Here is a 24,070-nt window from a genome sequence, read left to right as displayed (position 1 = left end):
TTACAAGCGCAAAGGAAATATCACAAAACGGTGCAAAGGGTCATCGCCGACAACCAAAAAACATTGCTCGAATCGGTCGTTGCCTCTTAAGCTGAAAGTGCAAACAAGGTAGCATTGAGACCGTGATAGCGAATTGCACATTGCGCTTGCTCTTGCACCAGTGGTTTGGCATGAAACGCCATACCTAAGCCAGCATCACGCATCATCACAAGATCGTTCGCTCCGTCACCCAATGCGATGGTTTGTGACAAGGGAATATTATGCTGTTGTGCCAAGCGCTTTAAAGTATCTTCTTTAGTTTGCGCATCTGAAATAGCGCCGATTACTTTGCCCGTCAGAACGCCATCGACTATCTCAAGTTGATTGGCAACGGCCTCTACTAAACCGAGTCGAGCCGCTACGTAATCCGCAAAATAAGTAAAACCACCGCTGGCAATAGCAATATGCCAACCATGTGCTTGTAAGGTAATAACTAACGAGCTAATACCTGGCATTAACGGAATACCATCGCGTATTTGTTGCAGTTGAATTGCAGGAACGCCTTTAAGACAGGCAACCCTTTGTACAAGACTTTGCGCAAAATCTAACTTTCCTTGCATCGCCAGCTCAGTTACTTCACTGACTTCGTCTCCACGACCGGCAAGCTTTGCAATCTCATCAATGCATTCGATTTGGATCACAGTAGAATCCATATCCATCACCATTACACCACCAGCTTGCAGACTTGGTTGATGCGCTTGGCAAAATAATTCAATGTTAAACCGTTCTGATTGAGCGGTTAGCCAATCATGGGTAGCAGGAGTATCAAGTTGTATGACCACAGCATCCAGCTCGAAATTAGATGATAGGCTGTGTAGAGTAACCACAAAATCTGTCTGCTCCGGTAGCGTTTGCAATACGGCTTCGACGATATAGCGATTGAGGTATTGCCCAACGATGGTCAATACATAATCGCCTTGCGCTGGTGCTGTCGCAGACCAAGTAAGAGAGCTAGAAGAAAAAAGTTGAGGCGTTTGTAGGTGCTTAACAAGCTCGCTCGCAGAAAATAGATGATTCATAATGGGTTTATACTTGGCATTGCGTACAGATTGATTTATGGTTGTATTGTATCGTATTTTTTATCAGTTGACCTATGCAAAATCCCGTTATTCGATTTATTTGGCGCGTGTTTTTTATCGCGGTGACCATTTACGGAATTTTAGCAGTCTGGTCGTTGCAATCTGAACGCTCGGCAAATGTTTACCAATCCTACACTCTTGAATTAGGCACCAAAATCGCCAACATTGCTGCTGGCTCGTTAGCTCCATGGTTACATGAGCAGCTAGACGCGCGAAATACCCTTTCTTCCTCAGCTCAAGAACAACTGTCTGTGATTTTGACTGGTTATATGTCTCTAGGGGATATTATTGGTATCAGAGTATTCAATCATTATGGGGAAACTCTTGGCAGTGTAGGCAGTGTGCACAATTTTTTGGCTGATGTTGAATTGAATCCACATACTCATCAAGTCCATATTAGCCATATTCGGCACAATCAGGTTGATATTGGCTATATTCGTTTTGTTCTGACCAATGAAAGGCTAACGGCGCAACAAGCTGATGCATTTCAACGCCAACAAAGTTTAGTCTTAGTGACCGTTTGTTTGGGAGCTGTCTTTGGAGCGTTAATCATGCGCTGGTATTACATTGCTGTGCGACGAGGCTCTAGGAACGTCGCCGAATAATTGGCATCAGTTTGTGCTTCTATAACACTAGGACTCATCTGCAGAGCTTCTGATAAGACGGTTAGCACATCCGGTAAATACTCTGGCATATTGCGCTGGCCTTGTCGTCCAGACATCGGCATATCCGGAGAGTCCGTTTCTAATAAGAGATGTTCTATTCCAACTTCAAGCAGACTTTTAAGCGTTTTCTTTCCTCTTGGATAGGTTATCGTGCCACCCACTCCCAGTTTGAATCCCAAATCAATGTAAGCTCTGGCAATATCCGCGTTCCCTGAAAAAGCATGCACCACCCCACCATGGTCAAATTGATGTTGTCGCAATAAGCCCAATAAACGGTCATGGCTTTTGCGATGATGAACGACGAGTGGTAACGAATAGGTTTTGGCTAATTTAACCTGCTCCACAAAAATACATTCTTGAATAGCCAATGGATGAGAGAGCGTTCGGTCAAGACCTATTTCCCCAACAGCAAGCGGTGGGTGCCGTTCAAGCCAATGAGCAAGATGCTCAATCATCTTCGGAATATCCGATGCGCAAAGCGCGTGCGGTAAAAAATATGGATGGTAGCCAAAGGCGATATCGACCTGCGGGAATGTGTTGAGGATCTGAAGCTGTCGTAACCAGTGAGAGGGCTCAATACCAGGAATCAAAAAACGCGTTACGCCGCGCTCGTTAGCACGATGAATAACCGCATCAAGATCATCGGTAAAACAGGCTAGATCAAGATGACAATGACTATCGATCACCAGCTTCAACCATTAGGGATTGAGGCGTTGAATGGTCCAGCTGGCATCTTCTAGCTTAGTGTATTCAAAGCGGTCATGCAGACGATGCTCACCGCCTTGCCAAAACTCAATTTGTTCTGGACGCACAAGATAACCGCCCCAAAAATCGGGCAATGGAACCTCCCCTTGAGCGAACTTTTCTTTGAGCTGGGCAAACTGGGTCAATAGAGCCTGTTTGGTCGAGATAGGCTGGCTTTGCTTAGAGGCAATGGCCGCTAACTGAGAATCTTTGGGTCGCGAAAAAAAATACTGAGCCACTTTGGCGCGAGATAACGGCTCAGCGACACCGCACACACGCACTTGTCGTTCAATAAAATGCCACGGAAAATGTAAAGCAATATTGGGGTTATGTTTGAGTTCTTGTGCTTTGCGCGAACCAAGATTGGTGTAGAACACAAAGCCTTCTTCGGTTAAATCTTTCAGAAGGACAATGCGTTGCGACGGTCTACCAGACGAATCGACTGTTGCTACCGTCATCGCATTGGGGTCTGGAATGTCAGCTTTGATCGCATCATCTAACCATGTTTTAAACAGCGTAAACGGCTCATCCGTTAATTGTGATTCATCCAAAGTAGCAAGTGTGTATTCACGACGATATTGATTGAATGTACTCATGGTTTTCCTGTCCTAATCTTCGCCATAACCTAAACTGCGTAAAGCTCTTTCGTCATCTGCCCAGCCTGATTTGACCTTAACCCATAACTCTAAAAATACTTTATGTTGAAATAGTTCTTCTAGTTCACGTCGCGCATCAGAGCCGATGGTTTTGAGGTGTTTGCCCTGCTTGCCAATGACCATGCGTTTTTGCGTCTCACGTTCAACTAAGATCAATCCATTGATACGGTACACACCGTTTTCAGTTAATTTGAATTGCTCAATTTCAACTGTGACCGAATAGGGTAACTCGTCTCCGGTATAGCGCATGAGTTTCTCGCGGATGATTTCGGCAGCCATGAATCGACTGGAGCGATCCGTTACGTATTCCTCTGGAAAATAAAACTCACTTTGCGGTAATTGCGCCATCACCAAATCACGCAGTTCATTAATATATTTGTTGTTTTTGGCAGACACAGGGATAACATGGGCAAACTCAAATAAACTGTTAAGCCATTGCAGATGCGTCATCAGTTCGGTTTTATCTTGTACCTTATCGGTTTTATTGACCACAAGCCAAACCGGCAAACCCGATTCTTTGACTTTTTCTAACACCAGTTTGTCATCGTCATTAAATCGCGTACCTTCGACTACCATCAAAATCAAGCCGACTTCACCAAGTGAACTGGATGCTGCTCGATTCATAAAACGGTTGATTGTTCGCTTTTCTTCGTTGTGAAGCCCCGGAGTATCCACATAAATGGCTTGTTGCTCACCCTCGGTATCGATCCCTAAAATACGATGCCTTGTAGTTTGTGGCTTACGTGAGGTTATACTGACTTTTTGCCCAATAATGCGATTGAGAATAGTGGACTTACCCACATTGGGCCGGCCTACAATCGCAACCATCCCGCACTGAGTTTGTGGTACATTGTTTTGTGTGGTCATGATGGTCTCACTGATAATAATTCTAGCATTCGCTTGGCTGCTGCTTGCTCTGCTTTACGACGACTGCTACCTACCGCCTCAACCGATTCTTGCAGCAATACACTTGTGCAACTCACGGTAAAGGTTTGCTTGTGCTCTGCACCGGTAATATCCACTACATCATATTCAGGAAGTGGGTGTTTTAACGCTTGCAGATATTCTTGTAGCTGAGTTTTGGGATCTTTGGGATTAAGCTTGGGGTCGAGTACTTTCAGTCTTGGTTCAAACCAGTCTAGAAGCATGGCACGACAGGGCTCCATGCCACCATCGAGATAAATGGCGCCGATAATGGCTTCAACCATGTCTTCCAGTATTGACGTGCGGTTTTTACCTCCGCTTTTTAACTCTCCACTACCAAGAGATAGATATTGACCTAGGGATTTTTCACGAGCCACTTCTGCAAGCGTCTCTCCCTTGACAATAGATGAGCGCATCCGAGTAAGTCGACCTTCGGCTGTTTTGGGGAACGTGTTAAATAGATAATCTGCTATCACCATCCCCAACACCGCATCGCCCAAAAACTCAAGGCGTTCGTTATTGGGCTGACCAGCCGATTTATGTCTAAGCGCTTGTTCGAGCAATTGGGGATTATTAAACTCATACCCAATTGTTTTCATTAATATTGTTAGCGGCTCAATGCCGGGGTTATTTGCCTTTTGTGGGGCTTTTTTCATTGAATACCACCGATACGGTGAAAACGTACACCCGATGGGATCCATGTAGGTAAAATGTCCGCTTCCGTTCGGTCAAAATCAAAACTCATCCAAATAGCGACAGCTTTGCCGACCAGGTGCTCTTCTTTTACAAATCCCCAAAACCTCGAATCTCGAGAATTATCGCGATTGTCACCTAAGACAAAATATTCGCCTTCTGGAACGACCCATTCATCTAATGCCGTACCAGGTTGGCGATAAAATTGCGCAGGCGACGCACTGTAAATTGGATGCTGTAAGATATCATGAGTGCCCTCACCCAGTTGTTCGGTAAAGCGATTGAGCGGGACTAAATTTTGTGAGAACTCTGTATTCTCTACAGGTTCTAAATCAACCAAGAAAGGTTTTGCGCAATCGCTGCCTGTAGGACATGCCGGTACCACAGTGATTTGCTTTTGACGATAAAAAATGCGATCACCAGGCAACCCAACCACTCGCTTAATATAATCTAATCGCGTATCGGGTGGATATTTGAATACCAAAATATCGCCGCGTTTGGGATCATCGATGTCATAAAACTTGGTTCGTGTAATCGGGTCGCGTAAACCATAGGTGTATTTTTCAACCAAAATAAAATCGCCTTCCAACAAGGTCGGCATCATAGAACCAGACGGGATCTGAAACGGCTCATACAAAAACGAACGAAGCACCACAATAAACGCAATGATGGGAAATATTTGATGCGCGGTATCAACGATGTAAGGCAACTCTGGCTCTTGTTTCAATTCAGAGACCGCAATCCCCATTGAGGCTGCCGCCGCCTCACGACGTTTAGGCGCAAAATAAAAATGATCAATAAGCCATATCAGACCCAGACCTAGCGCTAAACACGTGAGAAAAATTGAAAACAATTGAGCCATTATTTACCTACCTTGAGTACTGCTAAAAACGCATCCTGTGGTAACTCAACATTCCCCACTTGTTTCATGCGTTTTTTACCTTCCTTTTGTTTCTGGAGAAGTTTCTTCTTGCGACTGACATCACCACCATAACATTTGGCGATAACGTTTTTACGTAACTGTTTAACCGTGCTGCGTGCGATAACATGGTTGCCAATCGCAGCTTGAATCGCAATATCAAACATTTGACGTGGGATCAGCTCGCGTAATTTTTCAACAAGTTCACGTCCGCGGTATTGTGCATTTTCTTTATGTGTTATGACCGCTAGGGCATCAACGCGTTCTCCATTAATTAATATGTCTAGACGACACATATCCGCGCTTTGGAATTTTTTAAAGTTGTAGTCTAATGAGGCAAATCCACGTGAAGTGGATTTGAGTCGGTCAAAGAAATCCAACACGACTTCTGCCATAGGTAATTCGTAGGTTACCGCGACTTGCTTACCGTGATATGCCATATTTGTTTGCGAGCCACGCTTCTCAACACATAACGTAATGACATTCCCTAAAAACTCTTGAGGCACCAAAATATTAGCCTCAACAATGGGCTCTCGGATGTCTTCAATATCATTAATTGGCGGCAACTTAGATGGATTATCAACGTATACGGTCTCACCTTTTGTGGTAATCACCTCGTACACAACCGTAGGAGCAGTGGTGATCAAATCTAGATCGTATTCACGCTCCAGACGCTCTTGGATAATTTCCATGTGCAACATGCCCAAGAAGCCGATACGGAAGCCAAAACCCAGAGCCGCCGAGCTTTCTGGCTCATAAAAGAGTGATGCATCATTAAGACTGAGTTTAGCCAGTGCGTCACGAAAATCTTCATATTCGTCAGACGAAACAGGGAACAATCCAGCATATACCTGAGGTTTGACTTTTTTGAATCCTGGTAAGACTTCGCTAGCTGGTTTGTTCGCTAGCGTGATGGTATCTCCCACCGGCGCTCCGTGAATTTCTTTGATACCGGCAATCACAAAGCCCACTTCGCCACTGCGGATAACGCCTGTGTCGTTTTGTTTTGGCGTAAAAATACCTACCTTATCACAAATATGGGTCTGCCCATTTGACATGATTTGGATCTTGTCTTTGGCTTTTAATTCACCATCAATAACACGAACCAAAGATACAACCCCCTGATAATTATCAAACCACGAATCAATAATTAACGCTTTTAGTGGCGCGTCAGGATCGCCTTCTGGAGGAGGAATTTTGGCGACGATTTCTTCTAAGACTTCGCCAATACCAATACCGGTTTTGGCACTACAACGCACTGCATCGAGTGCATCGATGCCGACAATATCTTCAATTTCTTCTGCAACACGCAGGGGATCAGCTTGGGGTAAATCGATCTTGTTCAGGATTGGCACTACCTCAAGATCCATTTCAATCGCAGTGTAACAGTTGGCCAGGGTTTGGGCTTCAACGCCCTGTCCAGCGTCAACGACCAACAAAGCGCCTTCACAAGCAGCCAACGAGCGCGATACTTCATAGCTAAAATCGACGTGTCCAGGCGTATCGATGAAGTTCAACTGATACGTCTCACCATCATTCGCGGTGTAATTTAAGGTCACGCTTTGCGCCTTAATCGTAATACCTCGCTCACGCTCCAAATCCATCGAATCGAGTACTTGTGCTGCCATCTCCCGCTCTGATAAGCCACCACAGTGTTGAATTAAACGGTCAGAAAGAGTTGACTTGCCATGGTCAATGTGGGCAATGATGCTGAAATTACGGATATTTTTATGAAGCATATTGTTGTAACAAAACTCAATTTATCAAATTATCACTATTTTATCGGTTTACAGGGCTAAAAGCGACAAAATTAGTCTTTTGTTACATTATCTGATAATTGTGCGATAGGGATTTGTGCGCTCTTTTGTACACCTTGTTCAGGTAGAACATGACACAATTGTGGCGCAAATTTCTCTTCATGTGTTTTGAGGTAGACTTTAATCATTCGATACACAACGAAGGTTGTCATTAAAGCAAAGATAAGCGCGATCAATTCATCCCCTAAAATGCTATCAACAAACACCGTGGGGAGGGCAACGACCACACCAACAAACCATAATAAAGGCAATGTGTACACTAAGAAAGAAGCCAACAAAATATGTTGTTCACGTATGCCTAACGACACTGTTTGCCCAAGCGCAACCGGCTGCTCTGTTGCAAAATACAACACATCCGCTTTAGGTGTAAAATACTCAGCAAGTGCACTCGTCCCGCAAGATGACTTAACGGCGCAAGTGCCACACGTAGTTTTGACTGACGTCTGCACTGCAATCACAGTTTTACCATCAGAGGTCGTGTCAATCGCCTTGATAATGCCTTGTTCTTCCAACATTTAGGGCTTAATCCTAATATACTGCATAATCGTATTTGCCGTCTGTGCGGGGATCTTACCAATCACCGTCACCTGAACGTTATCCTTCACTCGCGCCAAAAAGGTATCCGATTGGTTGCGTAATAATACATCTTCCTGTGCCACTTCACCCGAAGGTTGCAAATAAACGGAAACATCGACTAATCCATCAGAAAGCAACAAATGTTCGACTAATTCTCCGGTAATACCCAGACGAGTTACGCGTTTTTGAACTTCTTGCATCCCCACTGGAAGTTTGCTTATTGTCCACTGCAAAGTAAAGTTTTTGGACGGGTTGAGATGTTGAACAGGAGGCAAGGTGCCCCGTTCTACTTGAGCAAAATCTGCATGTGCTTCATCTGTTACATTGAGGTGTGTGACCTGAACAAGTTCTAACAACTCCCCTTCTAAGGTAAACGTTGAAAATTTAAGTGGCAGGAAACTCGCCTCATCTAGCCACAAGGCATAGCTATAACGCGATTTGTCTTTACTCACAATGCGCAATTGATGGGTGCTTAAGCCGGCCACACGGGCACGCCCAACATAGATGACATCATACGCTTGAGAGAAAGCCTCGGGAGCATGCAATAGGTTATGTGGCAATAGGCCTTTCACGTATTCTTGAGCCAGAGTATAAGCAGGCTTGTCCGCTTCAAAATAACTGACCTTTTTGCCAAACCGTATTATCTGAGCGCCTGGTCCGTTAAGCTCATTGAGTAGCTCAACACGCTCACCATCCAGTGTGCCTCGTCGCCATACATATGGTATCGGCTCACTGCCAGGGCGATAGACGATCAAAGACATATCGTAGTTAGTTTGCTCCATTGCCTTGACTAACTTTGATAACGCATACTCTGCCGTCATTGCTGGCTTAGACTCATCCGGAGCGACTGTACTGATGTCATTCGAATGGGTCTGAGCATGACCTGTAAAACTCAAAGATAAGATAGTTAAAAATAAGAAACTCAAATCCAAAAACTTGAATTTGAGTTTAAGAGTTTTTTTCATAAAACCTCAGAATCATTTCAGCTATGGTTGCTGCTCAGGCTCTTCTGTCTCGTCGCTCACAGTATTGCGTTGCAATTGTTGTTTGTGGTCAACGAGTAATGCGTTTATTCGTTTCCGTTGCTCAACTACAGCTTGTCTATCCGGATTTGCAATATTGCGAGTTTGCGACAAACTAACCGGTGCAAGCGCACCTTGAGGACCAGATGTTGGCGCCGTCATAAAGGGTTGCACGTCAGTTTGATTGTAGTTTTGCACACCCAGAATCATCACAGCTGCCACTCCAGCAGCCACCGCAAACTGAGAGGATTGCTTGAACAAGGTAACAACGTTGTCTTTTAGCGTTTTGCGTTTTGAGCGAGGGGCTAAGACCGTTGGCTCATCGTCTAACGCATCAGCAATGCGGTCAAGTAAGCTATTATCCGCAACCGTCACGGATTCACCACGCATGACATCACCAATGGTGTGATAGCGTTGCCACTTTTGTAGCATCATATCATCAGAATAAACATCGTCTAGTGTCAAGCTATCAGTAGCCTGCATCTGTCCATCGACCAATGCTGATAACTGTTCTTGCTTATTACCCATAGTTAATCCTATTAATTAAGCATTATTCATCAAAGGCGCAATCACTGCGTCAATTGCTTCCCTTGCTCTGAAAATCCGCGAGCGCACTGTGCCAACTGGACACTCCATGACACTAGCAATATCTTCATAACTCATTCCTTCCATCTCTCTAAGCGTAATTGCCATACGCAATTCATCCGGAAGTTTATCAATAGCTTGATACAAATATTTTTCAATTTCTTTGGTCAACAAACTGCGTTCTGGGGATGAATTCTCATGGAGTGCATCAGCACCTTCATAAAACTCAGCTTCCTGGGCATCGACATCGCTAGCAGGTGGCTTGCGTGATTGCGACACCAAATAATTCTTCGCACTGTTTACCGCTATGCGATATAACCATGTGTAAAACGCACTCTCACCACGAAAATTAGGTAGAGCTCGGTAAGCTTTGATAAAAGCTTCCTGCGTCACATCTGCTACATCACCCGAATTTTTCACATAACGAGCAACTAAACTGCTCACTCGATTTTGGTATTTTAACACCAACAAATTAAAGGCTTTCTTATCGCCTTGTTGCACTTTGTCAACAAGTTGTTGGTCAGTCAACTGCTCGCTCATTCGAGCCCACACTCCTATAGTTTATGTTATCCAGGCCTCGTCCAAGCACTGTTATGGACTAATATATTCACCTTAAGTTCAACAAAAAGCACCTTTTTTTGAAAAAAAATCCATAACACTTGCGATTTTGACGGTTTAATTTAGTATTGAATCCCTATTTTTGATGGGTTTATCAAGGAATTGTTCAGTGTCTGTACAACACAATTGCGATGTATTGATCATTGGTAGTGGTGCTGCCGGTTTGAGTTTGGCATTAAGTGTGGCCGACGCTAGCAATGTGATCGTGTTGAGTAAAGCCGATGTCACCGAAGGCTCAACGCGTTATGCGCAAGGCGGAATTGCAGCGGTATTTGATGAAAAAGACTCTGTAGAATCTCATGTACAAGATACCCTAATTGCCGGAGCTGGCTTATGTGATGAGGAATCTGTGCGTTTCACCGCATCTCGCGCCAAAGAGTCAATGGAGTGGTTAATTGCCAAGGGCATGCCTTTTGACCGACGTAATGAGCCAGGTAAAAACTCTGAGTATCACCTAACCCAAGAAGGTGGTCATTCTCATCGACGCATTTTACATGCTGCAGATGCTACCGGCGTTGCCGTACAAGACACCTTAGTTGACGCGGTTGCTCAGCATCCAAACATCCATCTTTTTGAAAAATACAACGCCGTGGATTTGATCATGTCCAAACACCGTGATGCCCATGCCCTCGGTGCCTATGTTTATAATCGCAAAACCAAACATATTGATGTGATCCAAGCGCGCTTTGTTATCTTAGCGACCGGAGGCGCGTCAAAAGTATACCAGTATACTTCTAATCCAGATGTAGCCAGTGGCGATGGTATTGCAATGGCTTGGCGAGCGGGATGTCGCGTTGCCAACATGGAGTTTAATCAATTTCATCCGACCTGTTTATATCACCCTGATGCAGGTAATTTTTTGATAACCGAAGCATTGCGTGGCGAAGGGGCCAAATTAGTTCACCCTGATGGCACCCCATTTATGCACAAATTCGATGAGCGAGGAGATTTGGCGCCACGTGATATTGTCGCTAGAGCCATCGATTTTGAGATGAAACGTCTCGGTGCAGATTGTATGTATCTCGACATTTCACATCAACCAGCGGATTTTATTGTTAGCCACTTCCCCAATATCTATCGCAAGTGTCGCTCTCTTGGGATTGATATAACGCAGCAACCTATTCCTGTTGTGCCCGCAGCGCATTACAGCTGTGGCGGGATTGTCACTAACCGCAATGCACAAACAGACATAAGTAATGTCTATGCTGTAGGTGAGGTCGCGTATACTGGCTTACATGGCGCGAATAGAATGGCATCAAATTCATTACTTGAATGCATTGTTTATGCGCGTTCCGCAGCTGAACATATTTTGCCACAGCTAGCCAATGCGCATTACAGCGAAGTTATTCCTTCGTGGGATGAGTCGCGAGTCACTGATTCTGATGAGGAAGTCATCATCCAACACAACTGGCATGAGTTACGTTTGTGTATGTGGGATTATGTTGGCATTGTGCGAACGGACAAACGTCTGCAACGGGCCTTGCGACGAATTGAGCTACTGCAACAAGAAATTCACGAATACTACAGCCACTTTCGCATCAGTAATAATTTACTCGAACTGCGTAACCTAGTAACCGTCGCTCGTTTAATTGTACTGTGTGCCATGCAACGCAAAGAATCTCGTGGCTTGCATTACAACTTAGATTATCCAGACACGCTAGCTTCGTCATCTCCAACTATATTATCTCCCTGCGCATTGGCCAAGTCGACTTCGACTACAAAGTAAGGTCGATGCGTTTGCGTTACCACCCCCCCTTCAGGTAACCCAAGTAAGACAGTTCGCTGAGTATCTTGCATTTGATGCAAGGTAATTCGATTGGGAAGCGGGATAAAATCGGTAAATTGGACCGAACAATTGATTGGCAATCGAGGGCTCTCTTGCGACCACGTTTGCGCAATTTCAGACAAGGCTCGAGCCTTGCTCCACATACCGTGAATAATAGGCTGTTTAAAGCCGAACCAACGCGATAACCAAGGATGCAAATGTATGGGATTGTAATCGCCTGATAGTGTCGCGTATTTCCTTCCCAAATCTGCGGGCAAGGCACACATTATTTGCTTATATGCCACAGAATCCATTTCAGGAATGGCGATTTTTGTTGGGGCATAGGCTGGGATATCATCGCTGTGACAACGGTGTTTCGCTCTGGATAAATAATGCGATTCAAGGTTGAAAATTACGTTTTTTGATTGGTCAGTTGCTTGTGTAATGACGGTGAATACCCAGCCTCGTTTTTGCTCCCAAAGTTCCCCAAACTCACACCTAATTGCTAACGTTTCATCGCATTTAGGTAGACGTGTGTAATGCATGAAATTACTCATATGCACCAGACCCATCGCGGCAAAAGGCTGAGCGGGATTGAGGATCAGCGGAGCTTGTGCCTGCAAAGCGTGCATTGCCAGATACGCGGGATGAAGGTACTCAGAGAGTGCTTGGGGCCAGTGAAAAGCATCATGGTATTGCTGAATATGGTCAGCACGAGTCGTAAGGTTAAGCGTTTCAGAATGATGCGTTTTTGGTAACGTTGGCGCAATGAGTCCTTTAGCGACATTTGGATGGGATTTTTTGAAAAAATACTTCAGCACTGCTCACCTGTCGTGGTTGGATTGTTTTATTATTTTGGTCAAGCGACGATACGTTCTGTCCGAGCATTGCCATCGAGTCAGGATAATAAAATATTGATTGCTTGTTACAACATCTTCTAATTCGAGCCAAACAATCTCTTGTAGAAAACGGCTTGACCTCATTATACGCACTCTCGCGCCGCGATAGATCAGGTAAGGTTGTCGCTTGTCCTGCAGAGGATAGCATATGAATAAACGTTCAATGTGAAGAGTGAAGACAATTGGCCATGCAAACCAAGCACAAGCAATGATGCGTCGCGGTTCAGGAGCCTCGACGCGCACCCTGATTAAACTTTAACCCGTGCTAGGATGTGATCAACCATACCAGCAAGTTCTTTGTCTTCACATGTCTGATGGCCCATAAACCAAGCAAACAAATCTGGATCATCACAAGTAAGCAAACGTTCAAAAACGAGTTTGCCTTCGTCATCTAGATCGGGAAAACCCTGCTCTACAAATGGTAAAAACAATACATCGAGTTCCAACATGCCACGACGACAAGCCCATTTGAGTCGGTTGAGTCTTTTTTCAGTAAACATAGTATCTCTAATGAATTACAAATCCAACTCAGTATACCAAAAAACACTTTAGAATCAGCAGTGCTTTGGTCTAGTTTGAAAAAAACTTGCGTTACAGATTGAATTTCTCAGTTTAAACCCAATTTTAATAGTGTTTTTAAGGAGACTATTATGCCATGCACTCACTCTCAACTCGAACAAACCTGGTCTGGCGCAGTCCAAGGTTATAGTGTCATTCAAATCAGCGGAGAGGAGCGCGTCAAGTATTTACATGGCCAAGTCACTTGTAACGTGGCAGCGTTACCCGATGCACACGCCTGTTTAGGTGCCCATTGTGATTTTAAAGGCAAAACATGGGCCGTCTTCGTCCTCGCGAAATTAGAGGATAAGCTATTACTCATTGCACCATCTAGTGCAGCGCTCGCCTCAATGGCGGAGCTCAAAAAATACGCTGTCTTTTCAAAAGTAGAAATAGAAGACGTTTCATCTCAATGGGAGTGTGCCGCCATCAAACAATCTGAAACGGCTCTGGATGCTTGGCAGGTATCTGAACGTACCTCAGATATTTCTATCACTCTACCAGAGAATCTGACCCTTTCTCTCATTCAGCAACCCGCCACAAATGACGTAACGTCTTTATTTAATGCGACGCTCATACAACAAGGGATCGCGTTTGTTGCTGATGACACAATCAACGAATACGTGCCACAAATGTTCAATATGCAATGCATCACCAACGCAATTGACTTCAAAAAAGGCTGCTATATGGGGCAGGAAGTCGTAGCTCGAACCAAGTATCTTGGCAAAAATAAACGCGCTGGTTTTATCATCTCTAGTACCCAGTCTATCGCATTAAACCAAGGAGCTATATTGGAGTATGCTATTGGTGAAAACTGGCGCCGAGCGGGCGCAGTGTTGAATCACAGCCAGCTGTCTGATGCGACGTTTGCCATGGCAGTTTTGCCAAATGACCTAGCTCATGATACTGTGCTACGCTTGAAAGACGAACCTGATGTAACGTTTTCTATCGAAGCGTTGCCTTATGCACTCGAAGAATAACTTTAATACAGGAAATATAACTGAACATGATTATTGCCCCCAATACCGTTGTCACCATGCATTATTCCGTCGCGACACAAGACGGCACCGAAATCGATTCATCACGCAATGGCAATGCCGAACCTATGGTGCATTTGCAAGGTAGTCAGTATCTCATCAAAGGCTTAGAAGATGCTCTTGAAGGTAAGGTAAAAGGCGACACGTTTGCCGTTGATGTTGAGCCAGCAGATGCTTATGGAGAACGTCATGAGCAACTGGTACAAACGGTGCCTAAAGAACTATTTGGGGACAATGAGATCGAAGTGGGTACGACCTTTCGTGCGCAAACCGACGAAGGTGAGCAAACTGTCATGGTCATTGATGTCAATGAAGGAGAGGTCGTTGTCGATGGTAACCATCCTTTAGCTGGTGTGAGTTTGGTCTTCAATGTTGAAGTGCTTGACGTGCGCGCCGCCACAGAGGAAGAAATTGCTCATGGCCACGCTCATGGCGCAGGTGGTTGTGGTCACAGCCACTAAATCGTGTCATCGACTTAGCTAACAAAAAAAAGCCTGAACATATTCATCGTTCAGGCTTTTTTAAAGGGGGCTAGGAGTATTAAACCGCTTCGTCGTTTTGCTCACCGGTGCGAATGCGAATGGCTTGTTCAACGTTATAGACAAAGATTTTACCATCTCCGATTTTGCCTGTTTGTGCAGATGACACGATAGCCTCAATGGCACGATCTGCAGCATCGTCAGTCACGACAATTTCGATTTTCATTTTAGGCAAAAAATCCACCTGATATTCTGCCCCGCGGTACAATTCAGTATGTCCTTTTTGACGTCCAAAGCCTTTCACTTCACTGACGGTCATGCCGTTAATGCCAACATCAGCTAGCGCTTCACGTACGTCATCCATTTTGAAAGGTTTGATGATAGCTTCAATTTTTTTCATGTGTGTTCTCACTCATCATAGATAGTCGGGATAGGTACCCGTTTGTGTTGTGTATTTTGATAAATCGCAATCAGTCTGTCTGCCACTTCAGGCTCAACTTTACGCCCCTCTAGGAAATCATCAATTTGATTATAACTGAGGCCAAGTGCTTGCTCGTCTGCCAACTGTGGGTTAAGCGATTCTAAATCAGCTGTAGGCGCTTTGTGAATAACCTGTTCCGGGGCACCTAAGTATGCAGCGATTTGACGAACTTGACGTTTGTTCAAGCCAAACAGCGGTGCCAAATCACAAGCTCCATCGCCGTATTTGGTATAAAAACCCGTAATATTTTCTGCGCTGTGATCAGTACCTAGGACTAATCCGTTAAGCATACCAGCAATTTCGTATTGCACAACCATTCGAGTACGAGCTTTAACATTTCCTTTGACAAAATCTATTTTGGTCGCCGAATCGGGCAACAAATTGACATCGTTCAGTGCCTGAGAGGTTGCATTATGTATCCCTTCAACACCCGCTTGGATATTCACTGCTACTTGATGCGTAGGCTGAATGAAGGCGATGCTGTCCTGCGCGTCCGCTTCGTCTGCTTGCGTATCATAAGGTAAGCGGACCGCTACAAAAGCAAAGGATTGTTCAGGTTGTTCTGCGTTAAGTTCATCTACGGCAAGTTGCGCCAACCGCCCTAAAGTACATGAATCAATTCCACCGCTGATCCCTAACACCAAATGCTTACATGGTGATGCAAGAAGTTGTTGTTTGATAAATGATACACGGCGTTTGACTTCAAAGTCAGGATCAATTTGGGGAAGAACACGCATTTCTGCGATAATTTCGCTGGCGATCATAACCATTCCTGTATTGTTTAACTCAAACCAAAACTAGGCTTTAGCGTTGTTTTTATAGGTATTCATTGTTAACTAAGTCTACTTTCTAGCATACCTAAAAAGCATGCATATTGCATTAATATTATAGATGCAAATGAATCAATTCTTAAATACAAAAAACAGGAGTTATGTATGAAACGTCAACGTGGCCTAACACTTATCGAAATCATGATCACTATCAGCATACTCACTATTGCAATTACTCTTGTCGTGCCAGGCACGCAAAGTTTGTTGTTACAGCAACGCATTATTGCTTCGTTTAATGCGACAAGTGCCTCTTTACAGTTTGCCAAAAGTCATGCAATCACTCAGATGACGGATGTGAGTATTTGTCCTACGTTAGATTATACTGGCTGTGTAGCAGATTGGGGGCAAGCCAAGATGATCTTTGTCGACACCAATGGTAACAATCAAAGGGATGCGACAGAAATATTGTTGCAAACACTTTCTATCGTGCCTTTTGGCGTTACACTAACAAGCTCAAGTGATGTCGTAAGGTTTTATATGAGTGGCTTAAGCGCATCACCAAGTACCGTATTGTTTTGCGATCAATCTGAGGATAATCAATATGCTCGAGCCATATTTATTTCTTTGCAAGGACGGATTTCTACAAGCCTAGATAGCGATAATGACGGCATTCATGAAACCAATTCGGGTGTGAATTTGAGCTGTTCTGACTAACTTAATCACACTGCCAACAATATTCATTCCCAGCAATGACGCCATCATTATTTTGATCCCAAGCCTGCCGACCGTCTGAAAAATAATACAACGCACCAGTATTTGCATTCGCTGCAGAACTTACAGGTGTCGCTTTGAGCATATAAGTTTGTCCTTGGCTGCCAACACTGTTAATAGTCAAGTCGTAGAGTTTATTCTCCGAAGCTTCGTTACTGGGTGAATATGCATGAAAAATGGCAGGTGGCCCAGTATCCGCAGAACCGCTCGCAGCCTTTGCATAATTAAACTGACTGGCACGGTGACGCTCTAAGGCTGCTGCCAAAGACATCAAATCAGCTTGAGCTGCCACACGACCCGCGTTTTGAGTGAAAGTTTGGTAATTAGGAAAACCCACTGTGGCAATGATCCCAATAATGGCAATCACAATCATCAATTCAATCAGGCTAAACCCAGTGACTTTTAAGCTACTCATAAGAGCTACCCTCTCTATACTTTGATAACAGGCTTTGGTTACTGACGTTCGATATCAGTGCGCCAAGACTGTTGTTGTACACGTTTAAAGCGGCCATAAATATTGCGAACTAAGCAGGCAAACTCGCTTTGGCATGCAATTTCATTGCCGTCATTATCATATTCAAACACAGCTGACTCGCACTCTGCCCCTATACAGATTACAGGGGTCACAATATTTTCAATCAACATTTTGGGATCTGATGCAATCCCAGTTTGACTCAACTGTGCCGAGCGATCATACACATCAATAGTTTCGCCACTGTCTAAATCCGTAACCGCATTGGCTGTAAAGAGATCGATTAAATAAGCTCTGGAATGACCCGTTGGCGGTGCACATAGACTATCGCTTCCGGCTGAGGGAGTGAAAGTGGTAAAAAGTATTTGATAATCCAGTAATAATGGCGAGGATAAAACTTTTTCACCGTTTCGAGTGAGCGAAAAGCGCCAGCCGTTTTTGCTGTTTAGCTCACTTATCGCGTGTTCTAGAACTAAGTTGTCGTTAGAGTTTAATAAATGTTCGGTTGCGTCATACAAATCTGATTCGCTTAACACTGAGTCAAAGAAACGAAAACGACCATATTCGTCTCGCTTAAAAACGCCCTCATCTCTAAGCATATAAAATCTATCATCGATTGTCTGGCCAAGTGGATCGGCACGATGACCTGAACCAATCGCAATGGCGAAATACGGTTTTCCTTGTCCTATGACTTCTGTTACATCAGGGCCATAAACAAAACGACGATGGTTCATTTCGTCATCACCACCCAAATCCGCAACGCGCTGACCTTTTATCAAATTCGCACCAGTCTCACCGTTGTAGATATCGAAACGGAATAGCTGCCCACCCATATCGGCTGCATATAGGTGATCGACTAAGCCATCGCTATCGCGATCGATACTCGATATACGACCTGGTATGGCATACAACATTGATGCCTCATTTAGGTCTGAAGCGGATTGACTGATCGTAAGTATCTTAGCTCCAGTGTTAGCATCTACAATGTATATTGCATTACCCTGGCTATCCGGTGCTCGCAACAACTTATCGTCTTGGCTATCGTCGTAGCCTCCACCGATAATCATCACATCTCGGATCGTATCGCTAATCTTGATTTTGGTTAATGTGGGCGGTGACCAGGTTTGACCAAGTTGAGTAAAATCCCCCTCCCCGCCTTTTATTTTAAATACTAGTTTGGGGTTGTCTTTCTCACTGATGTCAAACGCGTAGTAGTTTTGTCCACCGCGCCGCATCCCAACATACAGATACGTTTTATCCCCACCCCTGCGCAAGACCAACGAACCATCTAAGCCATAAATATGGTTAAAGCTTGAACCATCCTGATAAAAGTCATACAAATTACTCAGTAATTCACGTGGGATGATCGCAAAATTTTCTGCTCCAGTGGTCGCATCAAATGAATGCAAAAACCCGTGATTGGTCGCCACCAAGATCGCACTATCATCTGTGCCATAATCGACAATCACAGGTTGTGAATGAATCGGGGCACCCATTTGTCTACGCACTTCAGTGACATTACCATCACCATCGTAATCACGTACATCCACCCCTCGAGCCCATTTTAAGACTTGAGTGCGCAAAGTGTCCGGTTCAGGTAATGCTCCGAGAGCTAAATCCGTAGTGTTGATGCTCGTATTGTCTTCGTGGAGTTGATTCTCAGGTGCCACTATATTACCGGGTGTCGAAAACGTGTAAATGTTCCGAGAAAGCCCAAGCTTACTTGCAGCACCTCCTTCGCCTACAGCATTCCCATCGGCTAGCGTGGACCAAAATGAATGCGCATATTCAGAAAAGAACCCGGTTGAACCATCAACCGCATTGGCATTGTTTTGATCCAAAATAGTATCTCCTTGAATTTTATATTGCTTGAGATTGCCTGGCCATAATGTGCCCTCAGAAGGATTAAACAGAGCAAAATACAATTCATCGCGATGAGTTAAGCGATTGAGTTGGTTCACTGCAACGCCTGGTGATACAAATGTTGCATTGACATCTTTGACAGTGCGCAAAATTTGTTGAAATACATCAACCAACTCTTCCGAGTTATCAGTTTGATAAAAACCACCGCCACCTTTGAGTGCCAGTTGATTGAGAAAATTATTGGCGGTTGCATTAGCCGCAAAGCCAATAGTATGAGTGATCACTCTTGCATTGATAGGTGAAGTATTGGTCTGAGAAAGCTCTTGCACCAAATCGAAACCACAAGGTTCACCACTACTAGACTGACACGTTTTGCCAAGCAATGATTGAATTTTGCTTACACTATGATTGTTATTCGCTTCACCATCAGAGAGCAAGACGATGTGATTATTGGTTTGACACTGCAGGTCGGTCACAGGGGAAAGGTAGCTCGTAGGACTCGGGATGTATTCATTCGAAGTATTTTGGAAGGTGAGTTCGCTACCAGTGGCTTGATGTCCATTACCACGTTCTTCTGCATTTTCGCCTTGACCTGTTATTTGGTAGGTCATCGTTCCTGCCACACAGCCTGTAGCAGTTGTATCATCATACTCAACGACTAACTGAGGCGCCAGTCCATTGTCCTGCTCAAAAGCGTAGGCGGCTCGTGAAACACCGGCATTCAGACCCTTGGCGACAATAATCAATCCGATATTGTTGCGTCCACACCATGAGGATTGATTGACGACTTCTTGGATCACACTCGTGATATCTGGTGTACTGATATATTCTCCAGAAAAAGAAAAGATATTATCGCTGTTCCATTCCACGAAGTGAGTGGTTTTAGCCCGTTCATGCACCGCGGCTCCTACGGCATAATTTTGAGCATCACCATTCAATTCGCCATAGATCTTGATTTCTACTGGTTCACTGTTGATAAAAGCGGATGCAAAACGCAACGACGCTTTGGTGATCTGTGCGCCTTGTGGAATGTTCAACTCTAGAAAACGCAGGCCTGTCGTAACCGTTTGTGTACCGAGTGCAATTTGCAATTGATGGGTCGAAATTTGCATCTCACCATTGATAAATGTGGCATCATCTGCCCCAGATTGAACTGTATCAATCAACTGAGGTGGCACAAAACGGTCGATATCAGTCACTGGATAGAGAATCGGACCACCTTTATTGGAAAAACGCATCAATCCCGCATTGATATTTGTTGCACCAGAGAGTGCTTCATTGAGCGCCTGTTGCACTCGAAACAATCGCGTTTTACCTGTTCCATCTTGGTTTGACATAGAGCCAGATGTATCTATGATAAAAAGTACATTGGGCTTATAAGTTACCGTATCGTTGCCAGAACCAAGATAGATATCTAGATCGCTTGCCCAGCTCGATAGGCTAACAGCGACACTTAATAGACCAGCACATGTCATAGTCAACAAGGTTTGACTTATGCGCTTACACTGAACTGACATATATCTCTACCTCTTTCTATTGTGAAACTGGTGCAAAGACCGTAACTGTCATCATATTCGCGACAGCATAATCGCTACCAATTAACTGACCGCATCCACGTACTATGAAAACATGGCAACGAATATGACTCCCCCCAATGACATTAGATGAACCACGACAGGCTTGTTCTCGAACAAACGCGGTACGTGACCAACTCTGCAAGCGATTTTGCGAATCCTGTGTGCCGCTCAGTTGATGCTTTGTCCCTGGGCTAAACCCTGAACTGGTTACCGTGCGGCTAGGAAATCCTTGGTCAATAAAACAGCTAAAAGCTTGCGAAGTAGGATCCAAACTATCCCCTTGTCGTGCCTCACTGATGGGATCTAATAACGTATCATCTGCTAATAATTGTTCGTCTTCCGATTCAAACATTACTCCGGCAAGTGCTGCCTCAGCGGCATTAAATAGCAACGCTTGCTGTTGTGAATTGACCGCCATTTTTTGTTGTAGAGTACTGCTCCCAAGTGCCGCAAGGCCCAAGAGCGTTAGCGCCAGTAACACCACCAAAGCAAAAATCAACACCATACCGCGTTGCTGTTTCATCATATTTCACCACGTTGTAATTGATAGCGAGCGTTGCGCAAGGTCACACTTGTTTCAAACTGGCGATAAATGTGATTACCGCTTGGTTGTATTGCAGAATTATCGAGGATGATAAAGTCATGTGTGTTACTCACATTTATCGTCTCTGGGCTGCGCAATAATACAGCCATACGTAAGACCACTACCTGCATGGGATCCGATAGCTCACTTGCCGTAACATAACGATTCACTTGTCCGGTATTGGCATCTCCTAATCCGTAGAGCACTTGAAAACTCACAACTCCTTGAAGTAATGCAATACTATTGTGACGGTTGTGTCCGGTGGCGACTTTTTGTCCTCGCAAAACCCGTAAGTCAAAGCCCCGACAACGCAAGGTTTCGTCTTCCACATAATATTGATTCACAACTGGAAATTCGGTAGCAACAGAATAACCTAAGCTATAGCCACGGCAATCTCGAGTGTGTTGCCTGGTGATCACAAGCTCGTCACTGCCAGAACTATCCCTATCAATAATGCCAAGTGTTGACCAGCTGGCAAACGTGTTTGGCATAATGATAGGATGCTGCCGAACAAATATGGCTTCCTCTGCGATATCTACTGAATGGTCTAGCTTACCTGCTAATTCATTGTACAAACCGGTGTGCAAAACATCTTGACGCAAGCGATGGATAATAAAGCGGCCGTTTTCTTGAGAAGATGCTAGGGCACGGTTGAGCTGTTGCGTGACTGAATTGCCCACCATAATTTGGATGATCGTCACACTCACAATAGCGCCTAATGTCATGGCCACCATGAGTTCAACTAAAGAAAAGCCTCGGGCTTTTATGGATCTTACCATTAGAAAAAGACCTCTTGAGTCACACAAGCGTATTGATCGCTCTCATTTGGATTGCAAAGTGTAGACAGAAACTGAGCTTGATTTTGCCAGGGTAGTGAAGGCCAGCGCACCATAAGAATATGTCGAGAGCCACCACTACAGCTCAAACTGTCTGTCGCATCATTATCAATACACTGCATCGATAGTTCGGCTGCAGGATTGTGTTGGACCACTTGACAAGAAGCTTGGTAAATATCAAAAATTGCGGTTTGATTTAGGTCACAGGTTAAGGCATGACAATTCGTCAAAGCCCCTGGAAAGGCATCACAGTAACAAAAATAAGGACTTTCTCCAGTGCTGCAAGATAAATGACCAAACTGATACAAACTCTGGTCAAAATATTTTTCAGGGAGTACTAAGGCATCCCCTGTAGAACCCACTACCGCAGCACTCCGTAAGCGTTCAGTGAATTGCTCGAGTGCCAAAATCGCCTGCGTTCTGGCCAGCGCATCCGAATTGTGTTTGGCTGCAGCAAACTGCAAATTCGTTACCCCAAGTAGACCAACAGCCAAAATCACCATAGTCACTAAGACTTCGACCATGCCGATGCCTCGTTGTTGCGCGTGTGATTTTATACGAATCATATCCAATACCCGTTGCGACCATACACTAAATATATGACGCAATAAGATTGAAATGGGTATAAAAAACGGTGCTTAAGTATGGCCAGCTCTAAAACAACCGGCCAAAAGAAAGGGGTTAATTGACTTGTCTAACTTGTAGTTCTTTGGGAACTGCAAACTCGATGTTTTCTTCGCGACCTGAGAGCTCTTGAACGTCGCCAGCGCCTAAATCCTGCAGACGCTCTATGACTCCGCGTACTAAAATCTCTGGCGCTGATGCCCCTGCGCTGACACCAACTTGAGAACAATTATTTAGCCAATTTGGATCTATTGCATCAGCATCGGCAATTAGATAAGCACGTGTACCTAGCTTTTCTGATAGCTCACGTAAGCGGTTTGAATTTGAGCTATTAGTGGCTCCCACAACCAGTACCAGATCGCACTGTTGTGCCATATCTCTTACTGCATCTTGGCGATTTTGCGTCGCATAACAGATATCGTCTTTACGCGGGCCATCGATCTTTGGAAAGGTTTCGCGCAGGGCATCAATGACATCGGCAGTATCATCGACCGATAACGTTGTTTGTGAGCAATAGTACAAATCATCTGGATTTTTGACTTGTAGTGCACGAGCGTCTTCTGCGGTTTCAACCAAATAAATACCACCATTGGGATTGTCATACTGCCCCATGGTACCTTCTACTTCGGGATGGCCCTTGTGACCAATCAAAATACATTCCGTTCCGCGCTTGCTTGCTCGAGTAACCTCCATATGCACTTTGGTGACTAATGGACAGGTTGCATCGAATACCTTAAGCCCTCGTCTATCGGCTTCTTTGCGCACCGCCTGGGAGACCCCATGAGCAGAAAAAATCACTATCGAGTCATCTGGTACTTGATCGAGTTCCGCAACAAATACCGCGCCTTTAGCCTTAAGACCATCCACAACAAATTTATTATGGACAACCTCGTGACGCACATAGATGGGATGCGGAAACATCTCTAAGGCGCGTTCTACAATCGTGATAGCTCGGTCAACACCAGCACAAAAACCTCGGGGGTTTGCTAATTGGATCTGCATCACATTCATCCTTTTA

At 44.6% G+C, this 24,070-nt stretch carries 26 protein-coding genes; 5 read left to right on the top strand and 21 right to left on the bottom strand.

What is annotated here, in order from left to right:
• Positions 1-86: 86 nt before the first annotated feature.
• Positions 87-1,058, bottom strand: coding sequence for a phosphoserine phosphatase SerB (serB, locus tag NLG07_RS06515; protein WP_254854672.1), 972 nt, complete (start codon positions 1,056-1,058; stop codon positions 87-89).
• A gap of 74 nt (positions 1,059-1,132) precedes the next feature.
• Here serB and NLG07_RS06510 point away from each other — a divergent pair, with 74 nt between their 5' ends.
• A complete protein-coding gene (locus NLG07_RS06510; protein WP_254854671.1) occupies positions 1,133-1,723 on the top strand; it encodes a hypothetical protein in 591 nt (196 codons plus the stop codon).
• Here the strand turns inward: NLG07_RS06510 and NLG07_RS06505 are convergent.
• The 10 genes from NLG07_RS06505 to rpoE all read right to left on the bottom strand — a co-directional run bounded on the left by NLG07_RS06505 (position 1,681) and on the right by rpoE (position 10,259).
• A complete protein-coding gene (locus NLG07_RS06505; RefSeq protein ID WP_254854669.1) occupies positions 1,681-2,469 on the bottom strand; it encodes a TatD family hydrolase in 789 nt (262 codons plus the stop codon). The genes NLG07_RS06510 and NLG07_RS06505 overlap by 43 nt on opposite strands.
• A gap of 12 nt (positions 2,470-2,481) precedes the next feature.
• On the bottom strand, positions 2,482-3,123 hold the full coding sequence (gene pdxH / locus NLG07_RS06500) for a pyridoxamine 5'-phosphate oxidase (protein ID WP_254854667.1): 642 nt from the start codon (positions 3,121-3,123) through the stop codon (positions 2,482-2,484).
• A 12-nt stretch (positions 3,124-3,135) separates the two neighbouring features.
• The gene (gene era, locus NLG07_RS06495; RefSeq protein ID WP_254854666.1) at positions 3,136-4,050 is read right to left on the bottom strand and encodes a GTPase Era; all 915 of its coding nucleotides are present in this window, start codon (positions 4,048-4,050) and stop codon (positions 3,136-3,138) included.
• On the bottom strand, positions 4,047-4,763 hold the full coding sequence (rnc, locus tag NLG07_RS06490) for a ribonuclease III (protein ID WP_254854665.1): 717 nt from the start codon (positions 4,761-4,763) through the stop codon (positions 4,047-4,049). Before rnc ends, era begins: the two co-directional genes overlap by 4 nt.
• Positions 4,760-5,662, bottom strand: coding sequence for a signal peptidase I (lepB, locus tag NLG07_RS06485; protein WP_254854664.1), 903 nt, complete (start codon positions 5,660-5,662; stop codon positions 4,760-4,762). Before lepB ends, rnc begins: the two co-directional genes overlap by 4 nt.
• Positions 5,662-7,458 carry a translation elongation factor 4 gene (gene lepA, locus NLG07_RS06480; RefSeq protein WP_254854663.1) on the bottom strand — a complete coding sequence of 599 codons (1,797 nt, stop codon included), beginning with the start codon at positions 7,456-7,458 and terminating at the stop codon, positions 5,662-5,664. Before lepA ends, lepB begins: the two co-directional genes overlap by 1 nt.
• Before the next feature lie 71 nt (positions 7,459-7,529).
• Positions 7,530-8,051 carry a SoxR reducing system RseC family protein gene (locus tag NLG07_RS06475; protein ID WP_254854661.1) on the bottom strand — a complete coding sequence of 174 codons (522 nt, stop codon included), beginning with the start codon at positions 8,049-8,051 and terminating at the stop codon, positions 7,530-7,532.
• On the bottom strand, positions 8,052-9,077 hold the full coding sequence (locus tag NLG07_RS06470; protein ID WP_254854659.1) for a MucB/RseB C-terminal domain-containing protein: 1,026 nt from the start codon (positions 9,075-9,077) through the stop codon (positions 8,052-8,054).
• Positions 9,078-9,098: 21 nt separating this feature from the next.
• Entirely contained in the window at positions 9,099-9,662 is a 564-nt protein-coding gene (locus NLG07_RS06465) for a sigma-E factor negative regulatory protein (RefSeq protein ID WP_254854658.1), read from the bottom strand.
• Between the two features lie 15 nt (positions 9,663-9,677).
• The gene (rpoE, locus tag NLG07_RS06460; RefSeq protein ID WP_254854657.1) at positions 9,678-10,259 is read right to left on the bottom strand and encodes an RNA polymerase sigma factor RpoE; all 582 of its coding nucleotides are present in this window, start codon (positions 10,257-10,259) and stop codon (positions 9,678-9,680) included.
• Positions 10,260-10,422: 163 nt separating this feature from the next.
• On the opposite strand from rpoE, the gene nadB reads away from it, so the two are divergent.
• Entirely contained in the window at positions 10,423-12,063 is a 1,641-nt protein-coding gene (nadB, locus tag NLG07_RS06455) for an L-aspartate oxidase (RefSeq protein ID WP_254854655.1), read from the top strand.
• Here nadB and NLG07_RS06450 read toward each other — a convergent pair.
• Together NLG07_RS06450 and NLG07_RS06445 are read right to left on the bottom strand one after the other, a co-directional pair.
• Positions 11,982-12,923: a MaoC/PaaZ C-terminal domain-containing protein gene (locus NLG07_RS06450; RefSeq protein ID WP_254854654.1), complete on the bottom strand. Its 942-nt coding sequence runs from the start codon at positions 12,921-12,923 to the stop codon at positions 11,982-11,984. The genes nadB and NLG07_RS06450 overlap by 82 nt on opposite strands.
• A gap of 326 nt (positions 12,924-13,249) precedes the next feature.
• Positions 13,250-13,501 carry a succinate dehydrogenase assembly factor 2 gene (locus tag NLG07_RS06445; RefSeq protein WP_254854653.1) on the bottom strand — a complete coding sequence of 84 codons (252 nt, stop codon included), beginning with the start codon at positions 13,499-13,501 and terminating at the stop codon, positions 13,250-13,252.
• Positions 13,502-13,651: 150 nt separating this feature from the next.
• Between NLG07_RS06445 and NLG07_RS06440 the strand changes: the two genes are divergently transcribed.
• Both NLG07_RS06440 and NLG07_RS06435 read left to right on the top strand, forming a co-directional pair.
• The gene (locus NLG07_RS06440) at positions 13,652-14,539 is read left to right on the top strand and encodes a folate-binding protein YgfZ (protein ID WP_254854652.1); all 888 of its coding nucleotides are present in this window, start codon (positions 13,652-13,654) and stop codon (positions 14,537-14,539) included.
• Positions 14,540-14,565: 26 nt separating this feature from the next.
• Positions 14,566-15,057 (top strand): peptidylprolyl isomerase, encoded by a 492-nt coding sequence (locus NLG07_RS06435; protein ID WP_254854651.1) that lies wholly within the window; start codon positions 14,566-14,568, stop codon positions 15,055-15,057.
• 79 nt (positions 15,058-15,136) lie between these two features.
• On the opposite strand, the gene NLG07_RS06430 is transcribed toward NLG07_RS06435, so the two are convergent.
• The gene (locus NLG07_RS06430; RefSeq protein ID WP_254854649.1) at positions 15,137-15,475 is read right to left on the bottom strand and encodes a P-II family nitrogen regulator; all 339 of its coding nucleotides are present in this window, start codon (positions 15,473-15,475) and stop codon (positions 15,137-15,139) included.
• Positions 15,476-15,483: 8 nt separating this feature from the next.
• Complete coding sequence (gene nadE, locus NLG07_RS06425; protein ID WP_254854648.1) at positions 15,484-16,320, bottom strand: ammonia-dependent NAD(+) synthetase; 837 nt, start codon at positions 16,318-16,320, stop codon at positions 15,484-15,486.
• A 171-nt stretch (positions 16,321-16,491) separates the two neighbouring features.
• On the opposite strand from nadE, the gene NLG07_RS06420 reads away from it, so the two are divergent.
• The gene (locus NLG07_RS06420) at positions 16,492-17,040 is read left to right on the top strand and encodes a GspH/FimT family pseudopilin (RefSeq protein WP_254854647.1); all 549 of its coding nucleotides are present in this window, start codon (positions 16,492-16,494) and stop codon (positions 17,038-17,040) included.
• A gap of 1 nt (position 17,041) precedes the next feature.
• On the opposite strand, the gene NLG07_RS06415 is transcribed toward NLG07_RS06420, so the two are convergent.
• The 6 genes from NLG07_RS06415 to ispH all read right to left on the bottom strand — a co-directional run bounded on the left by NLG07_RS06415 (position 17,042) and on the right by ispH (position 24,054).
• On the bottom strand, positions 17,042-17,512 hold the full coding sequence (locus NLG07_RS06415) for a type IV pilin protein (protein ID WP_254854645.1): 471 nt from the start codon (positions 17,510-17,512) through the stop codon (positions 17,042-17,044).
• Positions 17,513-17,550: 38 nt separating this feature from the next.
• Positions 17,551-20,907 (bottom strand): PilC/PilY family type IV pilus protein, encoded by a 3,357-nt coding sequence (locus tag NLG07_RS06410; protein WP_254856825.1) that lies wholly within the window; start codon positions 20,905-20,907, stop codon positions 17,551-17,553.
• Positions 20,908-20,965: 58 nt separating this feature from the next.
• Positions 20,966-21,532, bottom strand: a complete 567-nt coding sequence (locus NLG07_RS06405) for a PilX N-terminal domain-containing pilus assembly protein (protein WP_254856824.1) — start codon at positions 21,530-21,532, stop codon at positions 20,966-20,968.
• A complete protein-coding gene (locus tag NLG07_RS06400) occupies positions 21,532-22,371 on the bottom strand; it encodes a PilW family protein (RefSeq protein ID WP_254854644.1) in 840 nt (279 codons plus the stop codon). The genes NLG07_RS06405 and NLG07_RS06400 overlap by 1 nt, the downstream gene beginning before the upstream one ends.
• A complete protein-coding gene (locus tag NLG07_RS06395; protein WP_254854642.1) occupies positions 22,371-22,994 on the bottom strand; it encodes a prepilin-type N-terminal cleavage/methylation domain-containing protein in 624 nt (207 codons plus the stop codon). The genes NLG07_RS06400 and NLG07_RS06395 overlap by 1 nt, the downstream gene beginning before the upstream one ends.
• Positions 22,995-23,109: 115 nt before the next feature.
• Positions 23,110-24,054 carry a 4-hydroxy-3-methylbut-2-enyl diphosphate reductase gene (gene ispH / locus NLG07_RS06390; RefSeq protein ID WP_254854641.1) on the bottom strand — a complete coding sequence of 315 codons (945 nt, stop codon included), beginning with the start codon at positions 24,052-24,054 and terminating at the stop codon, positions 23,110-23,112.
• Positions 24,055-24,070: the final 16 nt, after the last annotated feature.

It is taken from the genome of Alteromonas sp. LMIT006 (genome assembly GCF_024300645.1).
GTDB lineage: Bacteria > Pseudomonadota > Gammaproteobacteria > Enterobacterales > Alteromonadaceae > Opacimonas > Opacimonas immobilis.
Note: the sequence above shows the minus strand (reverse complement) of the source record. Positions and strands in the feature narration are given on the sequence as shown.

Excerpts from the sequence above, each read along its gene's own strand:
- era (WP_254854666.1), bottom strand. The coding sequence starts at position 4,050 with ATGACCACACAAAACAATGTACCACAAACTCAGTGCGGGATGGTTGCG.
- NLG07_RS06510 (WP_254854671.1), top strand. The coding sequence starts at position 1,133 with ATGCAAAATCCCGTTATTCGATTTATTTGGCGCGTGTTTTTTATCGCG.
- NLG07_RS06440 (WP_254854652.1), top strand. The coding sequence starts at position 13,652 with ATGCCATGCACTCACTCTCAACTCGAACAAACCTGGTCTGGCGCAGTC.
- lepB (WP_254854664.1), bottom strand. The coding sequence starts at position 5,662 with ATGGCTCAATTGTTTTCAATTTTTCTCACGTGTTTAGCGCTAGGTCTG.
- NLG07_RS06410 (WP_254856825.1), bottom strand. The coding sequence starts at position 20,907 with ATGACATGTGCTGGTCTATTAAGTGTCGCTGTTAGCCTATCGAGCTGG.
- rpoE (WP_254854657.1), bottom strand. The coding sequence starts at position 10,259 with ATGAGCGAGCAGTTGACTGACCAACAACTTGTTGACAAAGTGCAACAA.
- NLG07_RS06415 (WP_254854645.1), bottom strand. The coding sequence starts at position 17,512 with ATGAGTAGCTTAAAAGTCACTGGGTTTAGCCTGATTGAATTGATGATT.
- ispH (WP_254854641.1), bottom strand. The coding sequence starts at position 24,054 with ATGCAGATCCAATTAGCAAACCCCCGAGGTTTTTGTGCTGGTGTTGAC.
- NLG07_RS06435 (WP_254854651.1), top strand. The coding sequence starts at position 14,566 with ATGATTATTGCCCCCAATACCGTTGTCACCATGCATTATTCCGTCGCG.
- rnc (WP_254854665.1), bottom strand. The coding sequence starts at position 4,763 with ATGAAAAAAGCCCCACAAAAGGCAAATAACCCCGGCATTGAGCCGCTA.
- NLG07_RS06470 (WP_254854659.1), bottom strand. The coding sequence starts at position 9,077 with ATGAAAAAAACTCTTAAACTCAAATTCAAGTTTTTGGATTTGAGTTTC.
- NLG07_RS06475 (WP_254854661.1), bottom strand. The coding sequence starts at position 8,051 with ATGTTGGAAGAACAAGGCATTATCAAGGCGATTGACACGACCTCTGAT.
- NLG07_RS06400 (WP_254854644.1), bottom strand. The coding sequence starts at position 22,371 with ATGGTAAGATCCATAAAAGCCCGAGGCTTTTCTTTAGTTGAACTCATG.
- nadB (WP_254854655.1), top strand. The coding sequence starts at position 10,423 with ATGGGTTTATCAAGGAATTGTTCAGTGTCTGTACAACACAATTGCGAT.
- NLG07_RS06430 (WP_254854649.1), bottom strand. The coding sequence starts at position 15,475 with ATGAAAAAAATTGAAGCTATCATCAAACCTTTCAAAATGGATGACGTA.
- NLG07_RS06465 (WP_254854658.1), bottom strand. The coding sequence starts at position 9,662 with ATGGGTAATAAGCAAGAACAGTTATCAGCATTGGTCGATGGACAGATG.
- NLG07_RS06420 (WP_254854647.1), top strand. The coding sequence starts at position 16,492 with ATGAAACGTCAACGTGGCCTAACACTTATCGAAATCATGATCACTATC.
- serB (WP_254854672.1), bottom strand. The coding sequence starts at position 1,058 with ATGAATCATCTATTTTCTGCGAGCGAGCTTGTTAAGCACCTACAAACG.
- lepA (WP_254854663.1), bottom strand. The coding sequence starts at position 7,458 with ATGCTTCATAAAAATATCCGTAATTTCAGCATCATTGCCCACATTGAC.
- NLG07_RS06395 (WP_254854642.1), bottom strand. The coding sequence starts at position 22,994 with ATGATTCGTATAAAATCACACGCGCAACAACGAGGCATCGGCATGGTC.
- pdxH (WP_254854667.1), bottom strand. The coding sequence starts at position 3,123 with ATGAGTACATTCAATCAATATCGTCGTGAATACACACTTGCTACTTTG.
- NLG07_RS06445 (WP_254854653.1), bottom strand. The coding sequence starts at position 13,501 with ATGTTTACTGAAAAAAGACTCAACCGACTCAAATGGGCTTGTCGTCGT.
- NLG07_RS06405 (WP_254856824.1), bottom strand. The coding sequence starts at position 21,532 with ATGAAACAGCAACGCGGTATGGTGTTGATTTTTGCTTTGGTGGTGTTA.
- nadE (WP_254854648.1), bottom strand. The coding sequence starts at position 16,320 with ATGATCGCCAGCGAAATTATCGCAGAAATGCGTGTTCTTCCCCAAATT.